The 26,135-nt window shown below is 46.7% G+C and carries 21 protein-coding genes, 1 tRNA gene and 2 pseudogenes; 9 read left to right on the forward strand and 15 right to left on the reverse strand.

Annotated elements, in window-relative coordinates:
- The first annotated feature begins 234 nt into the window (after positions 1 to 234).
- A complete protein-coding gene (locus QUA80_RS17935) occupies positions 235 to 3,612 on the forward strand; it encodes a tetratricopeptide repeat protein (RefSeq protein ID WP_333426475.1) in 3,378 nt (1,125 codons plus the stop codon).
- Between the two features lie 142 nt (positions 3,613 to 3,754).
- Here QUA80_RS17935 and acsF read toward each other — a convergent pair whose 3' ends face one another.
- Complete coding sequence (acsF, locus tag QUA80_RS17940) at positions 3,755 to 4,831, reverse strand: magnesium-protoporphyrin IX monomethyl ester (oxidative) cyclase (RefSeq protein ID WP_015176603.1); 1,077 nt, start codon at positions 4,829 to 4,831, stop codon at positions 3,755 to 3,757.
- Positions 4,832 to 5,224: 393 nt separating this feature from the next.
- Between acsF and QUA80_RS17945 the strand changes: the two genes are divergently transcribed.
- Both QUA80_RS17945 and rpmF read left to right on the forward strand, forming a co-directional pair.
- Positions 5,225 to 5,701 (forward strand): TM2 domain-containing protein, encoded by a 477-nt coding sequence (locus tag QUA80_RS17945; protein WP_333426476.1) that lies wholly within the window; start codon positions 5,225 to 5,227, stop codon positions 5,699 to 5,701.
- Positions 5,702 to 5,880: 179 nt separating this feature from the next.
- Positions 5,881 to 6,054 carry a 50S ribosomal protein L32 gene (gene rpmF / locus QUA80_RS17950; RefSeq protein WP_015176601.1) on the forward strand — a complete coding sequence of 58 codons (174 nt, stop codon included), beginning with the start codon at positions 5,881 to 5,883 and terminating at the stop codon, positions 6,052 to 6,054.
- A gap of 42 nt (positions 6,055 to 6,096) precedes the next feature.
- Here the strand turns inward: rpmF and queA are convergent, their stop codons facing one another.
- Complete coding sequence (gene queA, locus QUA80_RS17955; RefSeq protein WP_333426477.1) at positions 6,097 to 7,236, reverse strand: tRNA preQ1(34) S-adenosylmethionine ribosyltransferase-isomerase QueA; 1,140 nt, start codon at positions 7,234 to 7,236, stop codon at positions 6,097 to 6,099.
- Positions 7,237 to 7,384: 148 nt separating this feature from the next.
- On the opposite strand from queA, the gene QUA80_RS17960 reads away from it, so the two are divergent.
- Positions 7,385 to 7,774, forward strand: a complete 390-nt coding sequence (locus tag QUA80_RS17960; RefSeq protein WP_333030966.1) for a hypothetical protein — start codon at positions 7,385 to 7,387, stop codon at positions 7,772 to 7,774.
- A 198-nt stretch (positions 7,775 to 7,972) separates the two neighbouring features.
- Here the strand turns inward: QUA80_RS17960 and QUA80_RS17965 are convergent, their stop codons facing one another.
- Entirely contained in the window at positions 7,973 to 8,587 is a 615-nt protein-coding gene (locus QUA80_RS17965) for a YraN family protein (protein ID WP_333426478.1), read from the reverse strand.
- A gap of 14 nt (positions 8,588 to 8,601) precedes the next feature.
- Here QUA80_RS17965 and QUA80_RS17970 point away from each other — a divergent pair, with 14 nt between their 5' ends.
- From QUA80_RS17970 to QUA80_RS17980, 3 genes are all read left to right on the forward strand, one after another.
- Positions 8,602 to 9,117, forward strand: coding sequence for a pentapeptide repeat-containing protein (locus QUA80_RS17970; RefSeq protein ID WP_333426479.1), 516 nt, complete (start codon positions 8,602 to 8,604; stop codon positions 9,115 to 9,117).
- A gap of 295 nt (positions 9,118 to 9,412) precedes the next feature.
- The gene (locus tag QUA80_RS17975; protein WP_333426480.1) at positions 9,413 to 10,417 is read left to right on the forward strand and encodes a DMT family transporter; all 1,005 of its coding nucleotides are present in this window, start codon (positions 9,413 to 9,415) and stop codon (positions 10,415 to 10,417) included.
- 21 nt (positions 10,418 to 10,438) lie between these two features.
- Complete coding sequence (locus QUA80_RS17980) at positions 10,439 to 10,957, forward strand: SET domain-containing methyltransferase (RefSeq protein WP_333426481.1); 519 nt, start codon at positions 10,439 to 10,441, stop codon at positions 10,955 to 10,957.
- Positions 10,958 to 11,488: 531 nt separating this feature from the next.
- Here the strand turns inward: QUA80_RS17980 and dnaG are convergent.
- Positions 11,489 to 13,516, reverse strand: coding sequence for a DNA primase (gene dnaG / locus QUA80_RS17985; protein WP_333426501.1), 2,028 nt, complete (start codon positions 13,514 to 13,516; stop codon positions 11,489 to 11,491).
- 249 nt (positions 13,517 to 13,765) lie between these two features.
- Here dnaG and QUA80_RS17990 point away from each other — a divergent pair, with 249 nt between their 5' ends.
- Complete coding sequence (locus tag QUA80_RS17990; RefSeq protein ID WP_333426482.1) at positions 13,766 to 14,701, forward strand: NAD-dependent epimerase/dehydratase family protein; 936 nt, start codon at positions 13,766 to 13,768, stop codon at positions 14,699 to 14,701.
- A 142-nt stretch (positions 14,702 to 14,843) separates the two neighbouring features.
- Here the strand turns inward: QUA80_RS17990 and QUA80_RS17995 are convergent, their stop codons facing one another.
- The 7 genes and pseudogenes from QUA80_RS17995 to rpsO all read right to left on the reverse strand — a co-directional run bounded on the left by QUA80_RS17995 (position 14,844) and on the right by rpsO (position 20,217).
- A complete protein-coding gene (locus QUA80_RS17995) occupies positions 14,844 to 15,620 on the reverse strand; it encodes an RNA methyltransferase (protein WP_333426483.1) in 777 nt (258 codons plus the stop codon).
- Positions 15,621 to 15,693: 73 nt separating this feature from the next.
- A tRNA-Leu gene (locus QUA80_RS18000) sits at positions 15,694 to 15,775 on the reverse strand.
- A 353-nt stretch (positions 15,776 to 16,128) separates the two neighbouring features.
- Positions 16,129 to 17,132, reverse strand: a pseudogene (locus tag QUA80_RS18005) (IS630 family transposase).
- Positions 17,133 to 17,366: 234 nt separating this feature from the next.
- A pseudogene (locus QUA80_RS18010) lies at positions 17,367 to 17,927 on the reverse strand (Uma2 family endonuclease).
- A gap of 180 nt (positions 17,928 to 18,107) precedes the next feature.
- The gene (aroF, locus tag QUA80_RS18015) at positions 18,108 to 19,169 is read right to left on the reverse strand and encodes a 3-deoxy-7-phosphoheptulonate synthase (RefSeq protein WP_333426484.1); all 1,062 of its coding nucleotides are present in this window, start codon (positions 19,167 to 19,169) and stop codon (positions 18,108 to 18,110) included.
- Positions 19,170 to 19,375: 206 nt separating this feature from the next.
- Positions 19,376 to 19,852 carry a PAM68 family protein gene (locus QUA80_RS18020; RefSeq protein ID WP_333426485.1) on the reverse strand — a complete coding sequence of 159 codons (477 nt, stop codon included), beginning with the start codon at positions 19,850 to 19,852 and terminating at the stop codon, positions 19,376 to 19,378.
- A 95-nt stretch (positions 19,853 to 19,947) separates the two neighbouring features.
- Positions 19,948 to 20,217, reverse strand: a complete 270-nt coding sequence (gene rpsO / locus QUA80_RS18025) for a 30S ribosomal protein S15 (protein ID WP_172186986.1) — start codon at positions 20,215 to 20,217, stop codon at positions 19,948 to 19,950.
- A 506-nt stretch (positions 20,218 to 20,723) separates the two neighbouring features.
- Between rpsO and QUA80_RS18030 the strand changes: the two genes are divergently transcribed.
- Positions 20,724 to 21,296: a hypothetical protein gene (locus tag QUA80_RS18030; protein ID WP_333426486.1), complete on the forward strand. Its 573-nt coding sequence runs from the start codon at positions 20,724 to 20,726 to the stop codon at positions 21,294 to 21,296.
- Between the two features lie 109 nt (positions 21,297 to 21,405).
- On the opposite strand, the gene ruvA is transcribed toward QUA80_RS18030, so the two are convergent.
- The 4 genes from ruvA to QUA80_RS18050 all read right to left on the reverse strand — a co-directional run bounded on the left by ruvA (position 21,406) and on the right by QUA80_RS18050 (position 25,720).
- Complete coding sequence (ruvA, locus tag QUA80_RS18035; RefSeq protein WP_333426487.1) at positions 21,406 to 22,029, reverse strand: Holliday junction branch migration protein RuvA; 624 nt, start codon at positions 22,027 to 22,029, stop codon at positions 21,406 to 21,408.
- A gap of 21 nt (positions 22,030 to 22,050) precedes the next feature.
- Entirely contained in the window at positions 22,051 to 22,416 is a 366-nt protein-coding gene (locus QUA80_RS18040; protein ID WP_333426488.1) for a type II toxin-antitoxin system RelE/ParE family toxin, read from the reverse strand.
- Positions 22,406 to 22,873 carry a type II toxin-antitoxin system RelN family antitoxin gene (locus QUA80_RS33845; RefSeq protein WP_445302255.1) on the reverse strand — a complete coding sequence of 156 codons (468 nt, stop codon included), beginning with the start codon at positions 22,871 to 22,873 and terminating at the stop codon, positions 22,406 to 22,408. The genes QUA80_RS18040 and QUA80_RS33845 overlap by 11 nt, the downstream gene beginning before the upstream one ends.
- A gap of 204 nt (positions 22,874 to 23,077) precedes the next feature.
- Complete coding sequence (locus QUA80_RS18050; RefSeq protein WP_333426489.1) at positions 23,078 to 25,720, reverse strand: AAA-like domain-containing protein; 2,643 nt, start codon at positions 25,718 to 25,720, stop codon at positions 23,078 to 23,080.
- Positions 25,721 to 26,135 lie beyond the last annotated feature (415 nt).

Genomic DNA, 26,135 nt, shown 5'->3' on the forward strand with positions numbered 1-26,135 from the left:
AGTCAACTGTCTTCCTTCTTCCTTCTTCTACTAAAGTGTTAAATCGCTCTAGTTCCCAAAAGCGGAGAGTTAAGGATAGGAGGAACACCCCGAGCATTCCCAGGGCAAAAACAAAAATTGATTTGTGGGATTGTTTTTTGTTGGGGTTAATAAAACATCAGAAAATAGTAGATGCTAGGTTTGGGAGCGTTAATTTAAAAATACTGAGTTGAGAATAGCGTAAAAATTACAATTATGACTTTTAACCTTCGCCGAGGCAAATCCGATGCGGCCGATCGCGCTTGGAGAATGCGGCACTACGTGCAGCGGCTGGATCGCACAATATGCCCCCGATGTAATCGGCACGCAGGAAGGGAAAGCGCACCTGATAAGCTGCGATCGACTATGATACCGGTTAACAAGGTCTTCTTTGAGCAGGTATTTATGAATATCACGCTTTGGGTTTGGGGGAGTTACGGACTCGCTTTAAGTGCTCTGATTTTGCTAGGAGTCCCGGCGGTGGCTGCACCCAGCGCGATTAAAATTAGTCAAGGAGTATCGCAGCAGGGAGGGAGAAACCCGACTGCTGCTGCTGAAAGAGCTTTGAGAGAAGGAGGGCAACTTTACCAGCAAGGGACGGCGGAATCTTTAAGAAAAGCGATCGCTAAATATGAAGAATCATTAAAGCTGTATCGAGAAGCGGGCGATCGCGCTGGGGAGGCTACCACCCTCCACACCATCGCCAAAGTATACTCAGATTTGGGAGAAAAACAGAAAGCTTTAGATTATTACAGCCAGTCTCTTCCCCTGAGTCGGACAGTAGGCGATCGTTCAGGGGAAACTGTCACCCTCACCAACATCGGCAGAGTCTACTCACTTTTAGGAGAAAAACAGAAAGCCCTAGACTATTACAATCAGTCCCTTTCTTTGAGCCGGGTAATAGGCGATCGCCAAAAAGAAGCCTACAACCTTGTAGGTATTGGCATGATCTACGCAGAATTTGGAGAACAGCAGAAAGCGCTAGAGTATTACAATCAGTCCTTTTCCTTGAGCCAGGAAATAGGCGATCGCCGTTGGCAAGCTTTCACCTTGATCGTCGTTGGCAATGTCTATTCAGGTTTGGGAGAGAAACAGAAAGCCCTAGATTATTACAACCAATCTCTTCCCATCAGTCGAGAAACAGGCGATCGCTCTGTTGAAGCCTTCGCCCTGATTTGTGCTGGTAGAGTCTACTCAGAATTGGGAGAGAAACAAACAGCCTTAGACTTTTACAACCAGTCCCTTAAATTGTTCCGGGCTATAGGTGACCGCGAACAAGAAGCTCGTACCCTTAACTACATAGGTATTGTCTATTCAGAAGTGGGAGAAAAACAGAAGGCCATAGAGCATTACGGCCAGTCTCTTCCCATCAGCCAAGCTGTGGGCGATCGCTCTGGGCAAGCTGTTACTCTAATCAGCATTGGCCATGTCTACTCAGAATTGGGAGACCAACAGAAAGCTTTAGAGTATTACAGCCAGTCCCTGGCAATTTTCCAGACTCTAGGCGATCGCTCCTCAGCAGCAACCACTCTCACCAGCATTGGCATTGCCTACTTAGAATTAGGAAACAAAGAGAAAGCCTTAGAATATTTTAACCAATCCCTTATCCTCAAGCGAATAGTAGGCGATCGCTCTGGAGAAGCTCGCACCCTCACTGGCATTGGTAACATATACGCAGAATTAGAAGACCAACAAAAAGCCCTAAACTATTACAATCACTCTCTTTCTTTGAGCCGGGAAGCACGCGATCGGCAAAAAGAAGCCTACAGCCTTATAGGTATCGGCAGGAGCTACGCAGAATTAGGAAACCAAGAGAAAGCCTTAGAGTATTTCAATCAATCCCTTCCTCTGAGTCAAGCCACCCTCGATCGCTCCTTAGAAGCTCTTACCCTCTATAGTATTGCTACTATCAAACGTGACTATGGTAATCTTAACGAAGCTCTCACTGAGATTGAAGCCTCCCTCAAAATCATCGAAAACCTCCGCACCAAAATTGCCAGCCCAGAACTCCGCACCTCATACTTTGCCACCGTACAAAACTATTACCAGTTCTACATTGATCTGTTAATGCAACTGCACAAAACGCAACCCAAATCTGGTTATGATACCAAAGCCTTTGAAGCCAGCGAACGTTCCCGTGCCCGTAGCCTCCTCGAACTTCTTCAAGAAGCAAATGCCGATATTCGCCAAGGTGTCGCCCCAGATTTACTGCAAAAAGAACGCAGCTTACAACAACAACTCGACGCAATGGAAAAACGCCGAGTCGAAGTTCTAAGTCGCCCCAATGCTACCCCCGAACAACAAGCAGAATTAGACCAAAAACGGCAAACTTTACTAGGACAATATCAAGACATTCAAGCTCAAATTCGCGCCACCAGCCCCCGGTACGCAGCCCTCACCCAACCGCAACCTCTAACGCTTGCACAAATTCAACAACAAATCCTCGATGATCAGACAATTTTACTCCAGTATTCTCTAGGGAAAGATCGTAGCTATCTCTGGGCTGTCACCAAAACCAGCATCACCACTTATGAATTACCAAAAGCTGCCGACATCGAGACAAATGCCAGAAAATTCCGCGATGCTGTCACAGCTCCAAGTTCCAGAGACAACCCCAATCAAATCGCCCAAGCCAACGATGCTATCAGTCAAATGATCTTACAGCCCGTTGCTGCCCAACTCGGTCAAAAGCGCCTGCTCATAGTTGGCGATGGCCTTCTCAATTACCTCCCCTTTGCTGCCCTTTCCCTCCCCGGAAAATCAGGTGAAAATGCGAATCCGCCTTTAATAGTAGACCATGAAATAGTGCTGCTGCCTTCCGCTTCCACCTTGGGAATCTTAAGAGAAAACTACAGTGACCGACAACCTCCTAATCGGACTTTAGCAATACTGGCAGATCCAGTTTTTAGCGCTAAGGATGAACGAGTTAAAAACGCTTCTTCAGTCACCACTCAGCAAGCGGTAGAATCAGCAAATCCTGGTTTAAGTCGAGCCAGAGACGATAAGACCGGACAGTTTGACCGTTTAAATTTTAGTCGCCAAGAATCTCAGATTATTCAAGCGTTATTCCCGGCTAATTCTCGCACTGAATTTTTGGATTTTGAAGCCAGTCGTGCCACAGCAACTAGCCCAAATTTAAGCCAATATAAAATCATTCATTTTGCCACTCACGGTTTAGCGAATAGCACTCACCCGGAACTATCAGGAATCATCTTGTCACTGGTAGATGAAAAGGGCAACCCTTTAAACGGATTCCTGCGACTTACTGATATTTTCAATCTCAAATTAGCAGCAGATTTAGTAGTGTTAAGTGCCTGTCAAACCGGAATGGGGCAGAACATTCAAGGCGAGGGTATCGTAGGATTGACACGGGGATTTATGTATGCGGGGGCTCAGCGAGTGGTGGTGAGTTTGTGGAATGTGGATGATGAAGGAACAGCTACGCTAATGTCGAGTTTCTATCAGGGAATGCTGAAAAAAGGGTTAACGCCAGCGGCGGCTTTAAGGGCGGCGCAACTGGAAATGTTGAAGCAGGAAGAGTGGCGTTCTCCTTATTATTGGGCGGCTTTTACGCTTCAGGGGGAATGGCGATAAATTTTATGAAAAAAACCAGCATTAATTCCTATTCCGGGCGACTGTAAGTCTGGCGAGAACTTTTTGCGGTTAATCTGGATACCAAAAAAAAGCGGCTCCGCTTGTCGCAGAACCGCCGTCACAGAGGATGAAAAATCAAAAATTAACGGACTGCACCCTCAACTGAAGGTGATTCAATCGTCTTCATGAAGTACAGCTTCGCTAATTGCCAGCCGTTCGACAGATACAAAGGCAATTTTTGGAAGAATTGCAAGAATTTCGGAGTATTAGAAGCAACAATTGCGGTCAACTTCTGATTGTTCTTGAGGCAAATATCCAGCCGATCGTAAAATTCTGGATTGTTCACGTCCAGCATCACGGGGAATACGCGACCTGCGGTTTCGTTGGTCTTTTTGATGACTTCAATGTCGTATTCGCGAGCATCGAGTCCGAGCGATCGATAAAAACCGGCGCGCTGGATATCATTGAGATACATTGTCGCGAACACTGACAGCAAGAAGAAACGGCACCAAAGCTTAGCGCGCCAATCATTCAACATCTGAGGCTGAGCTCTCATCACCGCATCAAAGAAATCTCCGTGGCGGTTTTCATCCTGGCACCAATTTTCAAAGAATCGGAAAATCGGATAAATCTGGTCTTCAGGATGCGCTTTTAAGTGCTGATAAATCGTGATGTAGCGCCAATAACCAATCTTTTCCGACAAGTAAGTCGCGTAGAAAATAAACTTCGGCTTAAAGAATGTGTAACTGCGGCTCTTTGTCAAGAAACCCAAATCCAGGGACAAATTAAAGTCGGACAGGGCTTTGTTGAGGAATCCTGCGTGCCGCGCTTCGTCCCGCGACATCAGGTTGAAACCCTCGGCGAGCACTGGATTTTTGTCTTTGAGCCTGCGTCCCAATTCTTTGTAAAGCAAGAACCCAGAAAACTCAGCGGTGCATGAACGTTCCAGGAATTCAATGAACAACTGGCGCTTTTCCCCGTCGATGTGTTCCCAAGATTGATCGAACTCGGCATCCCGCACGAAGTGGTTTTTGTTGTAGTCAACGCGGAACTCTTGGATAATTGCTTCTAGTTCGGCTTCATTTACGGAGATGTCCATTTTGGCCATCTCGTCAAAATCTGTTGTGTAAAATCTCGGCGTGAGAATAGTTTCTTTGGCTGGGGCTTTCACTCCCGGCCGCAGTTCTTCAAAAGTGGGTTTTTTGAGGGAATCTACCATATGTTTATTGGATTTCTGCTTATAACTACTCGCTTGTTTCAATTGTCGGGTACTGCGGGCGATCGTCGCTCGTGTATGTCCGGCCAGCGCTGGCGGCGCGATCGGTTTGGCGCTGCGTGTGGAATCCAGGTCAAAGCTGCTGTAATTTCCACGCCCTCCAGTTTACCAAGCTCTCGCCCGCGGAAATATGTTGCTGGCGTTAAGAATTGCTACGCAAAATTACTCATGGGCTTCGAGAGAGAAGGTATTGAGAAACAAAATTCTGCCTTTTGTCAGTTTATAGGATACTGCACAAATAAATTCACCTGTCAAGCTGTTTAAACACCAAATAGAAAGTACAAAATGTAGAGAGGGACTCCAATAGTTAGAATAACCAGGCAGGACGGTCAGAAAATGAGCAATTTAGGTGTTAGTTACCTTTTATGGGCAGCTTGTTTTTTCGGCCCATTCGGACTCCACCGCCTCTATAACGGCAAGATTGGTACGGGTTTGCTGTGGCTGTTTACCTTTGGATTGTTTGGGTTCGGGCAATTGTTTGACTTGCTGCTACTCCCGAACATGGTGGACGAACACAATGCCAGTCTCAGGGGCAAACTCGGGGTATCTCGCGAAGGTATACCGCTATATCCCATCAGCGGGGCGATCGCCGCGACATACCCCAAGCAAACTCCCGACCAGTTAGGGGTTAAACTCCTGAAGGCAGCTTACACCAAGAACGGAAGATTATCTGTCACCCAAGGGGTGATGGCAACCGGCGCTACTTTTGCCGAAGTGGAAGAAGCTTTCACGGCAATGCTCAAAACGGGTTATGTCAGTATCGAGAACGATTCAGTAACTGGTGTCGTGCTCTACCACTTTCACGAACTTTAGCTGCTGCGGGTGCGTCAGAATTGGGTATTTTGTCTGTTGTTCCAGAAGCTAATCGCTGACGCACCCTACTACTTGATATTGCTTGCCGAGCAGTTGTTGCGGTTTTTCGAGTAAGCATTGGGCAAAATCGGCTAGAATGTTTGTTTGTCTATATAAGCAAGCAGAAAGTATTTAGCGTCATGGCAGTCCCCAAGAAGAAAACCTCCAAATCTAAGAAAAATATGCGTAAGGCCACATGGAAGCGCAAAGCTGCAGTGGCAGCTCAGAAAGCTCTGTCTCTGGGCAAATCAGTTTTGACTGGGCGTTCCAACAGCTTCGTGTATCCCGGCAATGAAGAAGAGGAGGAAGAATAGAAACGGAATACCGGGCATGGGGCGAACCCGATGCCCGATCGATCAATCCTTTTTTGCTGTTGGTAAAATCAGCATGGCATCGCCAAAGGAATAAAAGCGGTACTGATGCTCGATCGCTTCTCGGTACAAATCCAACAGCCGAGGCCTTCCAATCATCGCACTTACCATCATCATCAAAGTAGAGCGGGGCAAGTGAAAATTGGTAATCATCCCCTCTACAACCCGCCACTTGTAACCAGGGTATATAAACAAATTTGTCTGGCCGCAAAAAGGCTGCAAGGAAAAATCGCCGCTCGCGGCTGCCGCTCCCTCTAAAGCTCGCACTGCTGTTGTACCCACGGCAAAGATCCGCCCGCCTCTGGCTTGAGTTTCGCGGATTTTCTCGACAGTGGCGGCGGGAACTTCCACCCATTCGCCGTGCATTTTGTGAGCCGTTACGTCTGCCACCTCCACCGGGCGAAACGTCCCTACTCCAACGTGCAGGGTGATAAAAGTTTTTTCGATTCCCCGCTGCTGCAAGCGACTGAACAACTCTTCGGTGAAGTGCAGGCCTGCTGTCGGGGCCGCCACCGCCCCGAGCCGATCGGCATACACAGTCTGGTACTGTTCCGCTGAAGCTTGGGAATTGTCGATGTAGGGCGGCAGGGGTACGTGACCGTATTCGTCCAAAAACTTCACCAGACTCGCATCTGTGGGGATGTCAAACTCCAGCAGCCGTCCCCCTGTTGCCTCGTCCCTCTCTATAACTGTCGCAGTCAATCGACGACGATCGAGCACCTCCGCTTCGGGAACGCAACAGCAAGGATCGGCAGCAGAATCCTCACAGGGTCGGGCGATCGGCTCAAACTCAATTTGCGATCCCAACTTTAAGCGTTTCCCCGGTTTAACCAAAGCCAGCCAGCAGTTGTGCTGCCGTTCTTCCATCAACAATATCTCCACAGCCGGGCCGTTGGGTTTGCGCCCGTAGAGCCTCGCCGGCAGGACGCGGGTGTTGTTGAGTACCAGCAAGTCTCCCGGTTCCAGCAAATCTGGCAAATCCCGGAACATCCGGTGTTGCTGGCTGCTGAGAGAATCTACAGCCAGCAAGCGAGAGCTATCCCTCGGCACTGCGGGATTTTGGGCAATGCGCGAGGGCGGAAGTTCGTAGTCGTAGCCGTCCAAAGACCAGTCAATCTCTGTCATCGAGTGAATTCCTATCAAGTCAATCTGTCAACTAGGTAACAAATTGGGTAAAAACCCCCATCCAAAGTCGGGTGCTTTTCCCCTTGTGGTAGCGGGTATAGCCCGCGAGGATAGAGGTGTAGCATCAGCTTTGCTCAAAGGATTAGTTATGGAATACCTCTACTACATCGCCAATACTAGCCTCACTCTGAGAGTCGTGGATTACCTGCGCGCGGCTAGTCATGTTCCCTTGCAATTTATCACTGTTATTCACCAAATTGACGGCTGGGTAGTGAAGGTGAAAATGAGCCAATATTTAACTCCAGAAATGCACGGGGATTTTCGGGCTTTTATGAACGAACTCGGGATTCCTTACGATCCGGAAATTCGCTTGCAAATGGCACTTTGGAGTTTGGAAACCGGACAGTCGCCGCTGAGCGTGATGCGCCGCTACCAGGTGGCAGTGGTTTGTCACGGCAGCCCTGACCGCAAGGAAATTGAAGCGTTTCGCCAGCAGTTTGTCAAGGGCCTGGGATATTGCCCGGAAACTCTTGCGTAGACTGCTACTGATGTAAATTAAGTGTTATGACACAGGGGGAAAGGGAGAAAAGGAGAGAGAGAGAGAAGATTGAACGCTTTTTTCACGTCGGCTAAAGATGAAGAGAGAAATGCGCGACTCTCTAGGGAAATTAATAATTAAAAACTACCTACTGGCATTGATTTGTGATTTTATCCTCTAATTTTTAATTATATATTTTTAATTGCTAAAAGCAGATCGAATGTATTGTTGCAGGGTGAGCAGGTAGTTTCCTGCAACGGCGGATTGAGAGTTGGCTGCTGTTAATGGTGGTAATATTTTTTTAGTGTTAGGTCGTGAAGGTTCGCACCTGACCAAGGCGACATCAAAGCGACAAGAATTATTTGCTAAATCTGGACGAGTGCTTAAAAATATTTCGGCTGTTTGCCAAAGTTTGGCTTGTTTTGTTGTGCTAACAGCCAGCATTCCACCAGCATCCCAATTTCCCGGGCGGCGAGTTTTTACCTCGACAAATGCTAGTGTTGGGGCTCGATCGTTGGGAAGAACTCGGTTTTTTGCACTTTCTTCATCTCTTCCGAGTGCGATGATGTCAATCTCTCCCCACCGACAGTGCCACTGGCGGTGCAAGATTTCCCAACCTTGCTGCTGCAACCACTCGGCGACTAAGTTTTCTCCCAATGTGCCGATATCCCGAGAGTTTGGGGATTGGCGGGAATTGGAGTCAGCCGTGGCGATCCTCTTCGAGGGCTTCGCTAACGGGCCATTCCCTACGGGATAGCTACGCTTGACGCGCTTTCTGGTAGAATTCAAGTCAGAACTGTCACAACTGCCCATTAGCTTGAACTTGTATGATGATTTCTCGAATTCGCCAACATATTTATACTTTCTTGCTGAGTTTTGTTATTTTAGCAGTAATTGCCGCTGGGGCGATCGCCATTAATCCCGCACCTGCTTTCGCTTTGGATCGCGACAAAGAAATCCTAGTCGGCGCTGATTTTAGTGGGAAAGTTCTGACTGACGACAGTTTTAATAAAGCCAATCTTCGCAACAGCAATTTTACTGATGCAGATTTGCGCGGCGTCAGCTTTTTTGCGGCAAATATGGAAGAGGCAAATTTACAAGGCGCTAATTTGACGGGTGCTACTTTAGATTTAGCTCGCATGATGAAAGCAAATTTAACTAATGCGATCCTTGAGGGTGCTTTCGCTTACAATACCAGACTCGAAGGAGCTGTCATTGACGGTGCTGATTTTACAGACACACTGCTGCGAGACGATATGATAGAAAAACTTTGTCAAGTGGCAAAAGGTACTAATCCCGTGACGGGTAGAGATACTCGCGAAACTCTTTTTTGCGATTATTAAAAGGGTAATTAAACGGCACTTACCGCGCGTGCGGGTTAAGTTCCATGTAAACTATCTGGCAGTAGGGCGATCGCGATCGATCCACTGACCGATACATGACTAAAATATCAGCGAAACCCCCAGCAAATCCAAGGCTTTCTGCTGTAAAGGAGTTGTCGTCAGGTCGAAACTAACTGAAACACCCGCTAGTTTAGGCGGCAGTCGATTTTAAAATATTGAGATTTCCTCCTTTAGTCAACCTCTTTACGGTTAACTCACAAAATTTAGTTCAATTGCTAGTGGATTAGGCTGCTCAATGACTACAGAATTAAATAGTGGTTCTCAAAGATCGCCCAGCAATCTCCATGCTTGGGGTATAACAGTGTTGCTTCTCGTCACCCTCATCTGGGGTACGAGCTATCCGGTTCTCAAGGGAACTCTCAGCAGTCTTTCTCCTTCTGCAATATTTGCAACTCGCTTCGTAATAGCGGCGTTGCCGTTTACGCCCTATTTACGCTTCCTTAATTTTTCCCTGCTACGGGATGGACTATTGTTGGGATTGGTAATTTTTACTACTCTCAACCTGCAAACATTTGCCCTTGAGACTACCTCGGCCAATCATGCTGCATTCATTGCCAGTTTCAATGTCATCCTAGTTCCTCTGCTGGGGCAACTGATGGGTCGGCAGGTATTCCTAAAAACTTTCCTCGCCGCAGGACTTGCCATCTGTGGCGTTGGAGTGATGTGTTGGGAAAGCGAACAGCTAGTGCTCGGCGATTTCTTGATGTTAGGCAACGCTTTCCTCTACTCAATTTACATTCTGAAGCTTGAGTCCATCACGTTGCGGCACCCCACTTTGCCACTCGCCGCGATCCAGCTTTGGGTGATAGCGATAGTGTCTTTAATTTGGGCCGCTCCAGACCTGGTTGCACAACAGGAAGCAATTAGCGCGAACCTTGGTGTTCTGTTATATCTGGGTTTGTTTGATACTGCTGCCACGATTGTCCTCCAAGTAGTGGCTCAACGATGGGTTAACGCTTATGAGACGGCGCTAATGTATACGCTCGAGCCAATTTTTGGCGCGGTTTTCTCGTTTCTACTGTTGGGAGAGAAACTGGGAGTACGCGGTCTGATTGGCGCAGCTTTTGTACTGGTGGCAATGGTTTTTGGTCAAAGCAAGTCTCAGGATGCTGAGCAAAATGGCGAAATCCAGGTTAACGAGTCGATCGGCCCTGCGCTGTCAGATTCGGATACTGAGCCAATTAATGTTCCTGTGTCGCTTCCGAGCGCTAACCTCGTGGAATTAGAATTAGATTTGTAATTGGTATTAAGAGTGAGGAAAATGGGTTTCGATATTTTCATTCAGCAAACAGAGAAAGGTAGAGGCGTTTTTGCCAGCCGATGCTTCCGCAAAGGTGAGACTGTGGTGGTTGGACGCCCAGTCGAGATTCTACCAGAAAGAACTACTCACTCTTTTCAGATGGATTTTGACCTGCATATAGAATTAGATGAACCGGGAGTATTGATCAATCATTCTTGTAGCCCAAATACAGGGGTGAGGAATAATCAATTCGGAGCCTACGATTTCGTGGCATTGGTTGATATTCCTTCTGGGAGCGAACTTACCTGGGACTACGAGACAACGGAGTATATTTCTATTGCCATTCCAGAATGTTGTTGCGGCTCTCCTGAATGTCGATCGAAGACTCTTGGATTCAAATTTCTGCCTGACGAAATCAGGAAAAAGTATGGTGAGTTTATCGCCGATTACCTCAAGGTAACTCAGCCTGAAATGGAACTTCCCCCGCGTCCTCTTAAAGTTCCTAGTATTCCCCCCATCAGTAGGGCGATCGGGCTTTAGCCGCCGGATACATGACTGAAATGTCAGCGAAACCCCCAGCAAATCGAAGGCTTTCTGCTGTAAAGGAGTTGCCGCCGTCTGGTCGAAACTAACTGAAACACGCGCTAGTATAGGCTGCACTCGATTTTTCGCGATCGTCGATAAATTAGTCAGTAACATCCGAAAACTTTGAACGGGAAACTTCTCCAAAGTATGCTTTGTGGAAGCTTTCCCTTTCGCCGGAGTGGCAGACAAAACCTGGACAACCACCGCACCAGACTCCCTAGGATCTAATATCGATTCCGGTTGCACCGGAATGATGGGGAGTGGGGAGTGGGGAGTGGGGAGTCGTCCGTTGGGGAATGTGGAATTATTGACCTTGACTTTATCATTCCCATGCAACCGGAAACGATCTAACCACTCGTCATCCTCGAACAACAACGGTGCTAAGGGCGATCGCATATCCCATCTAAGTTTGCTTCCATTTCCATCTTCTGGCTGTTTCCTTCGTACCTGATTTTGGTTCGTAGTAGGGACTAAAGTCCTTAACTCCTAGAAATTCCCACTCCAAGGTACGGATGTTAAATCGTAAAAATTAACTTGACGCAGCCGCTCTAATTCCTTGAGCCATTCTTGTTCGGCACAGAATTGTTTGTGATATTCTATAGCCTCTTCGCCACTGCTAGCGGTCTTGGCTTTTTGCCACATATTGAGTGCAATCCGACGGCGCTTCATGCTAATTATTTGCTCGATACAGGCGAGGGCAGATCTAATTACTAGAGGGGCGCGATAAACGTTTCTTTCTGAGAACTCGTTTAAGTGAAATAAATGTGAGATTTGATGGAGTTGATTGGGATATTCAATGAAGCTATCTTGCAATTTTAATATTAACTCAGAAGGCGCTACTTGTAAAGACATTTTGTGCAATATTTCTGCATTCACAATCTGGTGCCACAAAAATCTGTGGTGAGAAAGGCTAAACTGCACGTCTCTAGCTTCTATTGCTTCTCTGACATCTTGGCGGTATTCGGGACAGTGTAAGTAAATCTGCAATAATTGCGCTTCTGCTTCTTCTAAAAGACTGCGGGCAACGGCAGATAAGCTTGATTTTGAGCTTGTATTTTCGCTGCCTGGACGCTGCTTTTTATATTGTTTGTTCGGCTTCAGCTTGTTTCTAATTAACAGGGGCATTGTTAAAGATTCGTCTTGACTCTGCCGCTTTGCCCAATCGCTGACTACTTGATTGAGCAAGTTCTCTGCGAGCATTTTGGTGAGTCTATAATCTCCTTTGCTGAGAATTTCGGCGCACTTTTGCAGGTAATGTGCTAGCTGATTGTCATCAGTGATATTGGTTAATAAATTAATAATTTTTTTTGTAACTTGCTGGGAAGTATCGGCTTGCTTCAAATCTTGATTGACAATCATTTGTTGCAGTTGCCAGTCGATCCACAGCGGAGCATTTTCGAGCAATTCTCGATATTGTTCTGGGGAGTATGTTTTGAGGTATTCGTCGGCATCTTTGCCGTCGGGAATATTGAGAACGCGCAGTTGCACTTCTCCTTGATAAGCGAGTTTTTCTATTTCTCCAATAGCGCGTTCTGCTGCTTGAGTTCCTGCTTTGTCGGCGTCGAAGTTGAGGATAATTTGTTTGGAGTCAGTGTAGCGCAATAACTGGCGTACTTGGTTTAAACTTAGGGCTGTGCCGAGGGAAGCGACGGCGTTGGAGATGCCGGCTGCCTGAAGTGCGATCGCATCAAAGTACCCCTCTACAACCACTGCGCGATCGGCTTTGCTAATGGCTGTTTTTGCTGTATCTAAGGCGAATAAAGTTTTGCCTTTGTCGAACAGTTCTGTTTCGGGAGAATTGAGGTATTTCGGCTGTTCGTCGCCGAGAGCTCTGCCGCCGAAACCGATGACTCTGCCTTGAGTGTCGCGTATGGGAATCATAATCCGATTGCGGAAGCGATCGTAATAGCCGCTGCCGCCATTTTTGCGCGGTACAATTAATCCAGCTTGTTCTACTAATTGCGCCGGATAGTTTTTCTGTTCTACCAAATAAGTGTAAAGTGCTTCCCAACCTTGGGGAGCATAACCTAATTGAAATTTTTGGATAGTTTCTTCGCTCAGGTGGCGTTCGGATTTGAGATATGCTAAGGGTTCTTCTCCTTGGGTTTGTCGCAAAGCGTGTTCGTAAAACTTGGCTGTTAGTGCTGAGATTTCATACAGTTGTTCCCGCAGAGAAATTTGGCGCTGCAATTCTTGTCGGTGTTCCGGTTCAACTGTTTTGACGGGGACTTGATAATTTTTAGCTAATTCTAATACTACTTCGCTGAAAGGGCGTTTCTCTAATTCCATGAGGAACTTAAAAGCATTGCCGCCGGCACCGCAGCCGAAACAATAATACATTTGTTTGGCTGGGCTGACTGTAAAACTGGGAGATTTTTCGTCGTGAAAGGGACACAAACCTACGAATTCTTTGCCGCGTTTACGCAACACGACGCGACCGGAAATGACATCTACTATGTCGGCTCTTTGTTTGACTTCTTCGATTGTTTCTGGATGAAGCCGGGGAACTTGCATATGGCTATTTAAGGCAAATTGAAAGTATGTTTTTTTGAGCGATTCCCTGCGGGATAGCTTCGCTTCACGCACAATTCGATCGTCCGGTCTGCCGAAACCGGGTTTTTTACGAAAATACTGGATTTGAGTCTTTGATACTGGTAAAAAACCCGGTTTCTCTGGTATTTACCCGTAAGTGCTATTTGAGTAAAGCTAGGGCATAACTTTATTGTAAGATATTTACACTAACTGTAAGGAGCATCGAAAATAATGCGAATTTTAATGATGGGCGGTACTCGGTTTATCGGGGTTTATCTTACTAAGATTTTAGCAGCACAAGGGCATGAAGTCGTGTTGTTTAACCGGGGCAACAAGCCTGTACCGGTTTCGGGCGTGAAACAGATTCAGGGCGATCGCACAAATGTCGAACAACTGCAAGAAAAGTTATCGACGGTCGAGTTTGACGCCGTTTTTGACAACAACGGCCGCGAACTGAGCGATACAAAGCCTTTAGCTGAAATATTTAAAGGGCGGGTGCAGCACTTTGTTTACATGAGCTCTGCGGGGGTTTATTTGAAGTCGGATCAAATGCCTCATATCGAAGGGGACGCTACCGATCCTAAAAGCCGGCATTTAGGTAAATGCGAAACCGAAACTTACTTGGCCGAGTCCGGTTTGCCTTGGACTTCGATTCGCCCGACTTACATTTACGGGCCACAAAATTATAACGATTTAGAGGCTTGGTTTTTCGATCGCATTGCGCGCGATCGACCGATTCCGATTCCCGGTAACGGAATGCACTTCACGCAGTTGGGGCACTGTCAGGATTTGGCTAAAGCAATGGCGGCGGTTTTGGGCAACGAAAAGGCGATCGGGCAAATTTACAACGTTTCGGGCGATCGATTTGTCACCTTTGACGGTTTAGCCCGCGCCTGCATTCAAGCGGCAGGCAAATCGCCCGATGCGATTAAGATTGTACATTACGATCCGAAACAATTTGACTTTGGCAAAAAGAAAGCTTTCCCGATGCGATTGCAGCACTTTTTCGCCTCAGTTAATAAAGCTGTAAACGAACTTAACTGGCAGCCGGAATTTGACTTACTTTCGGGATTGAAAGATTCTTTTCACAATGATTATCTCGTTTCAGGACGTGACAAAGCTGAGATAGATTTTTCTGTCGATGATGAGATTTTGAAATCCGTTTAAAGTAAAATTAAAGTAAGGTGCAGACTACGCACCTTACCAAGGTGAAGGGATAAAAATAGCAAAAATAGCAATGCAATTAATGATTTGAAGTTACAGATATCGATCTAACTGCCCCAACAGATAATGACCGATCGCCAATTGACTAATGACTTCTTTGGCGTTGAGCTTCGTACAAGATGAGGGCTGCGGCGATCGACACATTTAAAGATTCTACGCCGCGACTCAGGGGAATTTGGATTTGCCGATCGGCCAAACTCCTCAATTCTTCCGACAACCCAGAACCTTCGTTCCCCAAAACTATCAGAGTCGGCACTCGCAAATCTACTTCCCAATAACTTAAACTGGCCCCAGCGACGGTTGCTAAAATTTGCATTCCTCGATTTTTATAATCCCAGACTTCGGCGGTTAAATCTGGAGTGACTGCCATTGGCAGCTTAAACCAAGTTCCTGCTGAGGCGCGCAGCACTTTGGGATGGTCTAAATCGGCGCTGTCTGCGCTTAGCAGCAAGCCGTCGGCATTAGCAGCCGCAGCCGTGCGGACGATCGCCCCCAAGTTGCCGGGATCTTGGATTGTTTCTAGGGCTATTCCTAAAGTTGAGAATTTTGCGGGCTCTGTTGCGGTGCGGGGTGCGGTGGCGACAATGCCGTCGGGTTGGACTGTAGTGGCGATCGACTCTAACACTTTGGCACTTACTAACTCGGTGCGATCGGCTAAATTAGCAACTTCCTCCCAAAGCTTTCCGCGATCTTCCAGCCATTCGGGAGTGCAGCAAACCGTTGCTAGCGGGTACTTGGCAGCGCAAGCTTCCTCCAGCAAGTGCGTCCCTTCGAGTAAAAATAACTGTTGTTCCCTGCGTCCCTTCGAGCTGTGCAGCTTGCGGATTTCTTTAACTAGGGGGTTTTGAATACTTGTCAGCATTGTTTAATTCAGCAGAGCGAATGGGGTTATTGCCTTTACCGGGTTAACCCCAAACTTCCTTCTGCCTTTGGAATGCGGAACCCGGGACTTGAACCCGGAAGGCTTGCACCACATGAACCTGAATCATGCGCGTCTACCAATTCCGCCAGTTCCGCATAGGTCACGAATTACTACTGTGCCCTATCTTTGGGAAACTGTCAAGTGTTTTGGAGAATTTATTTTTTTGTGGGCTGCGAGTCATAGGGAGAACTTTGAGCTCCCCCCTATCCACCCTGCTGAGGAATAAAAAATAAATAACTTATATAGCGCTTTTCATAAAGATGAGGTATTTACTAATTAATTAACAATTCCTCAATCCCCCAATCCCCCAATCCCCCAATATAAAATCTAAAATCTAAACTTGTACCTCATCTATCTGAAAAAGGCTATATCTAGTCCGGGTACTTACCCATAATTAAGCAGCAACTGGAACTTGAGGCCACCAGTCAAAGTTTGTTAAACCCAGAATTCAATCTTGCTGTTGGAGTAATTGTTTGCAACACTCAAATAAAACCTCTTCTAATTCATCAAGGTTTTCAAATGTTCGATTAGCAAGAGGCTCATTTGTAAGCGGCCAAAGTCTTTCTGCGCCTTTGTATTTCTGGAGAGCGAGAAGGCATTTCAACAATGTGAATACCTTTTGGGACTTCAAGTTTCCCAGCAGTATACCAAAGAGATCGATCCAAAGCTAGTACAACTTGCTTATTTTCCCCAAGCTTAAAATGTTGAGCTTGCATCCGCTAAAACCTGATTAAAAATTTCGGTATTTACAAAGGGTAGAATCCACGCCTTAGTTTCTCCCGACTGCGGATGAACTTTCGCCGTATAACCATAACCATTGAAATCGCCAATTAACGTTTGCTACGGGTACTGTCCATTCATCTACCAACATCCTTCTAATTATTGGTTTAAGCCCGACTCTATGTTCATCCATTGTCCAAACTTCTACATCGGCGTCGGCGTACTTTTCTTGAACTTGAGTCACCGTTTTTGCTAGTTTTTTTTCCATTGTTCCTGTTCCGTAAAGTCTGCTTCCTGATGAGAGGGTCCAGCGACTCTCAAACGTAGTCTCATTGCCTTCAAATACTCCCAGCCTCGTTGTCTACTAACTGAACGTCCTAATAATTCACTCATCCAATTTGCAACTTTCTGTCCGTTCCAAAGCCCACCAACAGTTGGAGGTGATTGTAGCGCTTGCCATAGTTGTGCTTGTTGCATATCATTCAAAAGTGTATCGGCACCTTGATGTTCATGCCTTTTATCTCCAAGTGATTTTTGACCAATGCGGTTATACCCCCAAACTAGTTCATAAATCCAACTGAGACTGTAACCAGTTATTTGTGAAACCTCTCGGCTACTTCTGCCAGATGCTAATAACCAGATAGTTTGGTAATGACTTTTTTCAACAGGGTATGAAGCTTGACGGTAACGCTGTTCTAGTTCTCGTAACGATAGATGTGGTTCAATGCTAATACGTTTTGGCCTGGGTCAGATAGGATGTTTTTTATAAAGGGTATACTTAGCTATTTTACTATGGTTGTACTACCGGACACGATCTAACGGGTAAGCGCAAAAAAACCATAGTACCTGGTAAATACTATGGTTTTTTTGCATTGCGTGACAGTCAATATTCCCACCGCCGCGAGTTAAAGTTTTCCCGCTGTCACGCACCCTACGACTGATATCTTGCACAGAGTACGATCGCCCTCAATCAATCAATTCCGCTTCTTCAAAAATCTGTCTAGCCGTCAACTCCAAACCAGGCAGCAACTCATCCACAATCGGTGTACGATCCGTATAAACTTGACTAGAACCATCGGGGAAAAAGCTTTTTATTAAAATAGCTTCTGGATCTATCACCCAAACTCGCGGAACGCCCGCCGCCAAATAATCTTTCGCCTTCTCTTCAAATTCCTGCATCGTTCTCTCGGGAGAGATAATCTCGATCGCCAGTTCCGGAATTGCGGGACAAGCTTCGTTTAGCCGCCAACTTTTCGGCAGACGCGCATAAGAAATGTACGTTAAATAGGGAACAGGCGCTCAATCTTTATCCTGACGTTTTAACAAAATTGCCCATTCTGGAAGCACTCGCCCGCGTCCTTTACACCATACACGAATCAGGCGACACAAAGTAAACTGTAAAGTCGAATGAAAATATTTTGGAGACACTTTGGGGACTGCTTCACCATCTACAAACTCACAATATACATCTGGGTCGGGCAAAGCTAGAAATTCTGCTAAAGTGAGTTTGGTTCCCATGCCTACCATGACTCCCAGCCCTCTCGCTAATTAACTCAAATATCAATTATACAAAATTTCGCAACATTCCTAGAAGTACGATCGCCCCTGGGCCTTTATTCCAAAAACCAAATAACAAAATCCCCGACTTCTTTAAGAAGTCGGGGATTTAACAGCAATCGCATTTTAGGTTAGGCCTTTCGCCTGTTTTTATGCCAAAACTGGCACCGGCTGCGGCCAGCGTTTCATGACTTTACCAATTACTGCCAATTCTTCCATCAACTGGTCAAACTGATCCGGTGTTAAAGATTGCGGCCCGTCAGACAAAGCTTTTTTGGGATTCGGGTGTACTTCTATCATCAGCGAATCTGTACCGGAGGCGATCGAAGCAAACGCCATTGACGGTACAAACTGCGCCCAACCGGTGCCGTGACTCGGGTCAACCATAATCGGTAAGTGAGTCAGAGTCCGCAATACTGGTACTGCCGACAAATCTAGCGTATTGCGCGTATATTGCCTGTCATACCCGCGAATGCCGCGCTCGCACAAAATCACGTTCGGATTGCCAGAAGCCATGATATACTCAGCAGCCATCAACCATTCTTCAATGGTGGCGGAGATGCCGCGCTTCAGCAAAACAGGTTTGTCTTGAGCTCCGACTTTCTTCAACAGCGAGAAATTCTGCATATTTCTCGCCCCGACTTGGATTACGTCGGCTACTTCTACGATCGCACTTAAGTCGGCCGCATCCATAACTTCGGTGATAATTCCCAAACCGCTGGCTTCCCGGGCCGCCGCCAGCAATCCCAAAGCACTCTCGCCGTGGCCTTGGAAAGCGTAGGGGGAAGTTCTCGGTTTGTACGCGCCACCACGGAGAAATTGAGCTCCAGCAGCTTTGACGCGCATTGCCGTTTCGACAATCATTTCTTCGTTTTCGACGGAGCAAGGGCCTGCTACGATCGCGATCGGGTGGTGCAAGCCGATCGTCACAGTTCCTAAAGGAGTAGAAACTTTTACTGCGCTGGGTTCTCCTTGGCGGTACTCCAGAGAAGCGCGTTTGTAGGGTTTTTCGACGCGCAGCACTTCCTCAATCCAGGTGCTCATTTCGCGCAGTTGCAGAGGTTCGAGTTCGGCAGTTTCGCCTACCAAACCCATAACAACTTTGTAACGGCCGACGATTTTTTCTGGTGTCAAACCCCAGCTAGTGCGGAGTTCTTCGTCTAGGCGATCGATCTCGGCTTCTGGAGTGCCGGCTTTCATTACAATAATCATATTTTTTTTGCCTTTTTAGTTGGGCTAGACACGGATTATGAGACGGATGCACTGAGCAAAATAGATGCAATGGCGATCGAGAATCTATTTATATCAGTATTTTTAGCATTGTTGTGGGGCGGGTTCTTGTTCCCTCCCCAAATACAAATTCTAGATGGTTAACAGCTTAGTTTTTAGCTAATGACTAATAACTAATAACTCAATGACTAATTTTTTGGCTTGGCGGCGCGCCACGCTTCTCGCATCCTGCCAAAATTGGTATTAAATTCTTCCCACCCCAGAGTGCTTCCTGAAACTTCTTCATCCCAGGAAGCCGAGAGGACTCCGTAACTCAATCCCAGAACCCCTAGACCAAAACAGCCCATGCTTACCAGCAATACTGCTGTATTGGGCAGATCGAACAAGCCGTTGCTGACTACCAAATAGCTGACAAAAAATGTCGAAATTCCCAGGAGGGTCGGTATGCCGCAGAATACCGCTATGCGGGATATCATGCGTTTGCTAACTGCTTCTGGGATGGATTGCGCCTGTTTTCCGGTTTTGTTAGCTTTGGGCTGCTTGTCGGCAGAATCAGACTCTAAGGCTGCGTTGTTTGCTTGGGGTTCTGGGGGCTTTTTAGGCGTTTTTTTACGATTTGTTGCCGGTTCAAAGGGCAAGCGCTGGCGGGGTGGTTCGGAGGACATATTTTATCTCTGACCTGAAATCTCGAACATTTTTCAATAACTCTTGGTGTTTGTCCAAGATTAAAGAATATTGTCGCAAATTTTGGCTTTGGTGTTTAGCCGCGAATGCCTAGACGGGCAATCAATGCTTTGTAGCGATCGGCATTTTGCTTTTGGATGTAGGCCAGCAGGCGCTTGCGGCGGCTGATCATCATCATCAAACCGCGCCGGGAGGCGAAGTCTTTTTGGTTGATTTTCAGGTGGGCGCTGAGTTTGGTGATGCGATCGGTCAGCATCGCGACTTGGACATCTGCTGAACCGGTATCGGTTTCATGGGTTTGGTAATCGCCCATGATTTCTAGTTTGCGCTGTTGTGTAAGTGGCATGAATTGATTTTAGTTTTTTTTGTACGATTGTCACAATCTGCAATTGTACCACAGGGAATGGACAAGGGTGCAGGGTGCGAGATGAAATTTTTGCTGCAAAAGTTCGCAGACCGAGTTTCAATCCCCTTACGGGGAAAAGTGAATTGCGACAATTCTTAAAGCTGATTAATTGCCCTCAAGATATTACTGAGAGTTTTAATCCCCTTGCGGGGAAAAGTAAATTGCGACATTGAAACCAGCGAGCGCCAACAGTACCACATTCTTTAGCGTCAGCAACGGCGCGCACTCTCTCTGTCTGGCATCCGCAAACAACCCCGAGAGTTGCGATGACCCCTATAATAATGTCGAAAGATATTTCTATAATGGTTGGTAGATAAAGGCCCAGTCCCCTGCATAAATGCTTTTTATGGCACCCACCAAACGTAATAAAATTCTGGCCGCTGTGGTGGGTGGCCGCTGGCGCGATCGACACAGCAAAGGCAAAATAAGAAAAACCCCGGCACAAAATGGCAAAGACACCCGGTCTAAAGACCTTCCCCAAGTTACTGTCTCAAAAAGAGGTAGACCTCATTGTGGCAAATGACGAGTACACCAAGAACCCAGGCGATGTACTCTTTCGCTACTACGGAGACTTCGGATACAACACCCCCGAGCCAACCACACCCCCAAAGGCCGACGCGCCCATCCGTCGCGGAGCCCCCGGCAAAGAGACCCCGCCACCAAGCCCCTGGATGCTCGCTTGGGGGAAGACCTTACAAGACCGTGGGTTCTTCGATGAGATGCCCAATCAATACCGCGTCACGGATTGGTTCGGCAGCCTTTCGGCCCAGTTCAAATGGCACATCGACAACCACCGACACGGAGAGAGAATCCTCGCCATAAGCCTCTCCAACAACCGCGTCATTGGCTTTCGCAAAGATGCCAGTAGCCCTGTCTTTGAACTCGAACAACATGCAGGAGACGCCTATTTAATCGCTGGTCCAATCCGCTGGAGTTGGGAACACTGCGTGCTGCCAAGAGGCAAAGACAAGAGCGGAGGGAGAAGTTTTGTGGTGAGCTTTAAGCGCCCCGCGCAATAATCAGCCACGCCCCCTTCCTTCACTTCAATTAAAGAGTTTTAATCCACTTGCGGGGAAAAGTGAATTGCGACACCCTCTATCTACAGCAATTTCACGGGCTTTCAAGTTGTTATCGGCTCAAATAGGCGATCGCCTCACGTATCCAATCATCGGCATCACCTTTGGCGGACAAACTGCTGTCTTGACTGAGGGTTTGCAGCGCTTGCAAGACTTCAGCCGCAGTGTATCCCATCGCCAGCAGGATCATCTCGACTTCTTCTTGAATAGCTGGGGGGACTCCGGCGGCGACTGAAGTTGTCAAACCTGCTTGCTGGCGCCATTCCGAGAGTTTGCTTTTGAGTTCGAGGGCGAGACGTTCTGCGGTTTTTGTACCCACGCCGGGGGTTTTGGCGAGGATGCGGGTGTTGCCGCCGACGATCGCCTGGACTAAATCTTGCAATCCTAAAGTATCCAGAAGTGCGATCGCCAATTGAGCACCCACACCGCTAACACTCGTCAACTGCCGAAACAAATCGCGTTCTGCAGCGCTGCCAAAACCGTACAATACGATTTGGTCTTCCTTAACTTGCTGGTGGGTAAAAATTTGGGCGACTTCGCCGGATGCTGGCAATTGACCGGTCACGCGGGGCAAAATTTGGATTTCATAGCCGATTTGATTGACTTCCAGAGTCAATATGACGCGGTTGCTGCCTTTGGCGATATCGGCTACTGTGCCTTTGAGATAGCTAATCATAAAATTAATAATAATACACCGCTATTCGTTTTCATCAAACTCGGCGATGATGCTGCGGATTTCGTTGAGGCTGATATCTGTTCGATCTGATTTTGAGTAAATGGTTAACAAAAGTACGCTGACGGGCGATTCAATCTGATAAATCATGCGATACCCTGCACTTTTCCCTTTTTGGATGTTGCTGTTTTTCACCCGGACTTTTAAGATGATATAATCTTCGCCCATTCCGGGAATGCGATCGCCAATAAAATTGCCAGCCTGTATTTGTTCAATTACGGGCTGAGTATCTAGCCGGATTTGGCGATACTTTTTGGATAATTCACGCAAATTTCGTTTATACTCAGGCGTTAAATCGATTTGAACTAGATGATCGGATTCATTCGACATCGATGCCCTCCCACATTTGAGAAAGAGGTATTCGCTGTCGGGTTTTAGCTTCCTGCAACGCTCTTCTGAGACTAGCTTTTACTTCTTCAACTGGAGTATCGTCTAGATATTCTTCAGCTTCATATATAGGTTCGGAAAGGAGAATAATTCGTAGGAGAGCCGAAATACCGAGCGTTAAAGGTCGATCGAGCAATAATTGACCTTTTTCGGCATCGATTCTCTCCCACAGTTCAGAGATTGGTCGGGTTTGTCCGGCTTTGGCTTGCTGCAACGCTCTTTTGAGACTAGCTTTTACTTCTTCAACTGGAGTATCGTCGGGGTCGTCTTCACCTTCATCTGTAGGTTCCTGAAAGAGGACGATGATTCGCACGGGGCCCGGAGTGTCTAGTGTTAAAGGTCGATCGAGAATTAATTGACCTTTTTCGTCGATCGTTCCTGTGACTTCTAAGGCTTTCATGTGTTTTTCCTTAATTTTTTTGAGTTAATACTATTATTATATAAGGCAGCCCGATCAATTTTGTTTTTTTCATATCGTTTCCGGTTGCATCGGAATAATAAAATCGAGTCAACAGTTAACACTCAACCATTCAGTTTTTCGACCCGCCCGTCAACAGTCAACAGTCAACAGTCAACAATAATTCCGGTGCAACCGGAATTGATATCAAGTCAAAATAAGCTGCTGTTTAACCAACGACAAATCCGTTTTACCAAAATTCATAACCAAAGCCACATTAAAATTTTCCAAGGATTTGACAAACCACATAATTTCATTAGAAGCTTTACCTTCATAGTGATTGAACAAAATAGAAAATCGCTTTTCCAACTCGGGTTTAACTTTGCCCGAAAGCAGTACAAGTTTCAGCAGCAAACCCATTGTCCTGCTGGCGCCGAGGTTGTACACCAAATCGTAAAAAACGTAGTGGCTGGGATGTTGGGAATTTTCCACTACTAAGAAGTTGAACAACTGGTGGCAAGTACGAACTAACAATGGATTGTTGAATTTCACCGAGTCATTTTCTCGCAATGTATTTTTGATTTGTTTGTACAAACGGTCGTTAAATTGACGCCCCCCGTATTCTGGTTCTACCGACGATATTAAATATTCATATAAGTCCACTTTAAATGAACCGTAAGATGGAGTTTGTCGGGCATCTCTCAGGAAAAATTGAGCCGCTTCTTTGTAGCTGCGCTCGCCCGTTACTTTTCCGGCAAATTCCCTGACAGCTAAGTGCAGTTCTGCATCGTTCAAAAGTGTGGGATTAGCCGCCCGCTGCACAATTCCTATTTCTGTATTTCTCGGCTCAACCATATAGTTCAAATATTGAGACAAATGTGTTTCAAATTGTCGCTGTCTTTGAAATGCCAGTTTTTGGATGGTTTGTTGGTCTTCCTCAATGCTGTCCTTGCTCAGCAGAGAATGGCCGTACAAATAAGGATACCGACAGATCAATTCGCCCAAAGGAGAATCTGTATCTTGTTTCTGCTCTTCCGCCTCTGTATCTAAGGCTTTTACTAAGCGCTCTAGGGTCTGGAATTCTTCACTTTTAGTAAAAAAAGCTATTTGTTCTTGCAAGCGCTTGACTATGTAAAATTCCATCCCAAATCGGGGAGAAGTCTGCTTAAATAAAGCTACCAACTTGGCGATCGCGAATTGGTGTTGTGAATGCAATTGCCAGCGGTTGATCGGGATGTAGCAGCAGCGGTGGAGGATATATTTAAAGTGCTGATCCGATCGCTTGACGGACACTATACTGTACAAAGTTGCTTCAATCTCTCGATCGGGATAGCCCATGCCGTCGATAAATAGCTTTCGGAACCGCTCGATCACCTGTACGGGCGATTCTGTTTCTACGCAGGAGACGATGTGATCGTACAATCTCTGTTCGTTGCTGCCAGTTGGAACCGTCTCTAAGGGTGGGGTGAGAATGCTGCTGTCTGCGCCGGTGTCTGCGCTGTCTGCAACTTGGGCGACAACGACTGTCGGTTTTTCCCCAAAAGTTCGATCGGGATTCAAGAACCAATAGTGTTCTTGGCTTAATTTTTTGTCCGCAGCCCAATCCAAAGCTGACTGCAAAGTTTCCCCTGTCAATAACAGCGATTCATCTTCGCGGTCGGAAGCCAGCCATGCTGCTAGCGCGGAGCGGTACGGAGCCAATTTTCCCAGCTCTTTTTCCACCCAGAACTGATTAAAAACTGACTGATAAATTAAATTGCCAACTATTAATTTACCCTGAGATTTAACAACCAGTCCTGACTGTTGCAATTCGATTTGTTCGGGAGAGTAATTGGCAGGTACTCCCGGCGCTTCCGTTTTTTTCGGGTCGGGGGGTTGCAAAATTTGCTGGTAAAGCGTTAACAGCCGGGTGAGGTCACAGCGGCTGTGGAAAATGCGATCGCGAATTGCTGTCAAATGTTGGGGTTCGTCTCGTTCTTCCCAATTTTTAATAATTCTCTGTTTCAGGAGTTTTTCAATCTGTTGGGATTCGGAATTTCTGCCAATAAAAGGCCCGTATTCAAGTACCAACTGGCAAACTTTTTGAGTCAGAAACGGTTGCCCTCCCGTCCAAGCTAATATTTCTTGGAGCACTTTTTGGGGGCGAAAAGCTTTGAGTGCCAATCCTTTTGCTAGCGGCCAACTTTCCTCTAGTTGAAATCGACTTAGATTAATCTCCCGTCCTATATTAAAAGGGTTGCAGCTTCGATCTCGGATCGATTCTGAGGGGGCTGCTACTCCCAGAACAGCAAAAGTCAGGCGATCGTATTCCGGTTGCTCTGCCCGCTTGGAGTAACAAGCCCGGATCAGCGCAAAAAAATCGCTGGTACTGAAATTTAGACGGCTGGTGCTGTCAATGTCATCTATGAAAATTACCAGGTTTTGCCGAATTGACTTGACCAGAACTTTTTCGATAAATATCTCTAATCGCTGCACTGGCGACAGCAGTTCGCGATCGTTCCACCACTTGATGGCATCAAACCTGTTTGTGAGGTGCAAACTGCTTGCCATGCGGTACATGATTGCCGCGTACCACTTGTGAGGGGAGATATCTGGGCTGCTGATGCTTCTCAAGTTGATGGCGGCAAAAACTGTACCTTCTGCTTGCAACCTTTTGGCAGTTTGCACTAGCAGGCTGGACTTTCCCATTTGCGGCGAACTCAACACGTAGCAGAATTGTCCGGCTTTGAGTCCTTCGTAGAGTTCGCTGTCGGCCGATCGCCTGACATAGGTGGGGGCACCGGCAGGCAAATATCCTCCGACTTGATATTGGTAGCTTGAGTTGACTTCTGCTGTCATCTGGGAATTCATCAAGATGCTTCGCCCCTCTGCTATGCGATCGAAAGGTTATAAATTGCAATTATTGCCAGCTTACTATGGTTGAAAATTTTTGTTTGTCTTTCTTTATTGTCCACTAATTCACTTTTCTCTTTCTCAATCTTTACCGTATCTTTGCAACCTTTCCCGCCATATCCTGCGATCGAGCGATCCTACCCCACACCCCTTGTTATTGACATTCGTTTAGATAAGTATGTTAATTTTCACTCGCTCTGATTACCAACGCCAAAATGCCATTTAATTCACAATTTTTTACAATTTTACTTTAAAATTCACCCGATGGTATGATGTTGCCAGGGAAACTCATAACCGCAGTGTCGTCAAACTCCTGCCTGGAGATCCGGCTGCCTTCTGCCGGAGGAAAAGGCTCAGCAATGGCTGTCAATAA

Source organism: Microcoleus sp. F4-D5, from assembly GCF_036704885.1.
Classification (GTDB): Bacteria; Cyanobacteriota; Cyanobacteriia; order Cyanobacteriales; family Microcoleaceae; genus Microcoleus.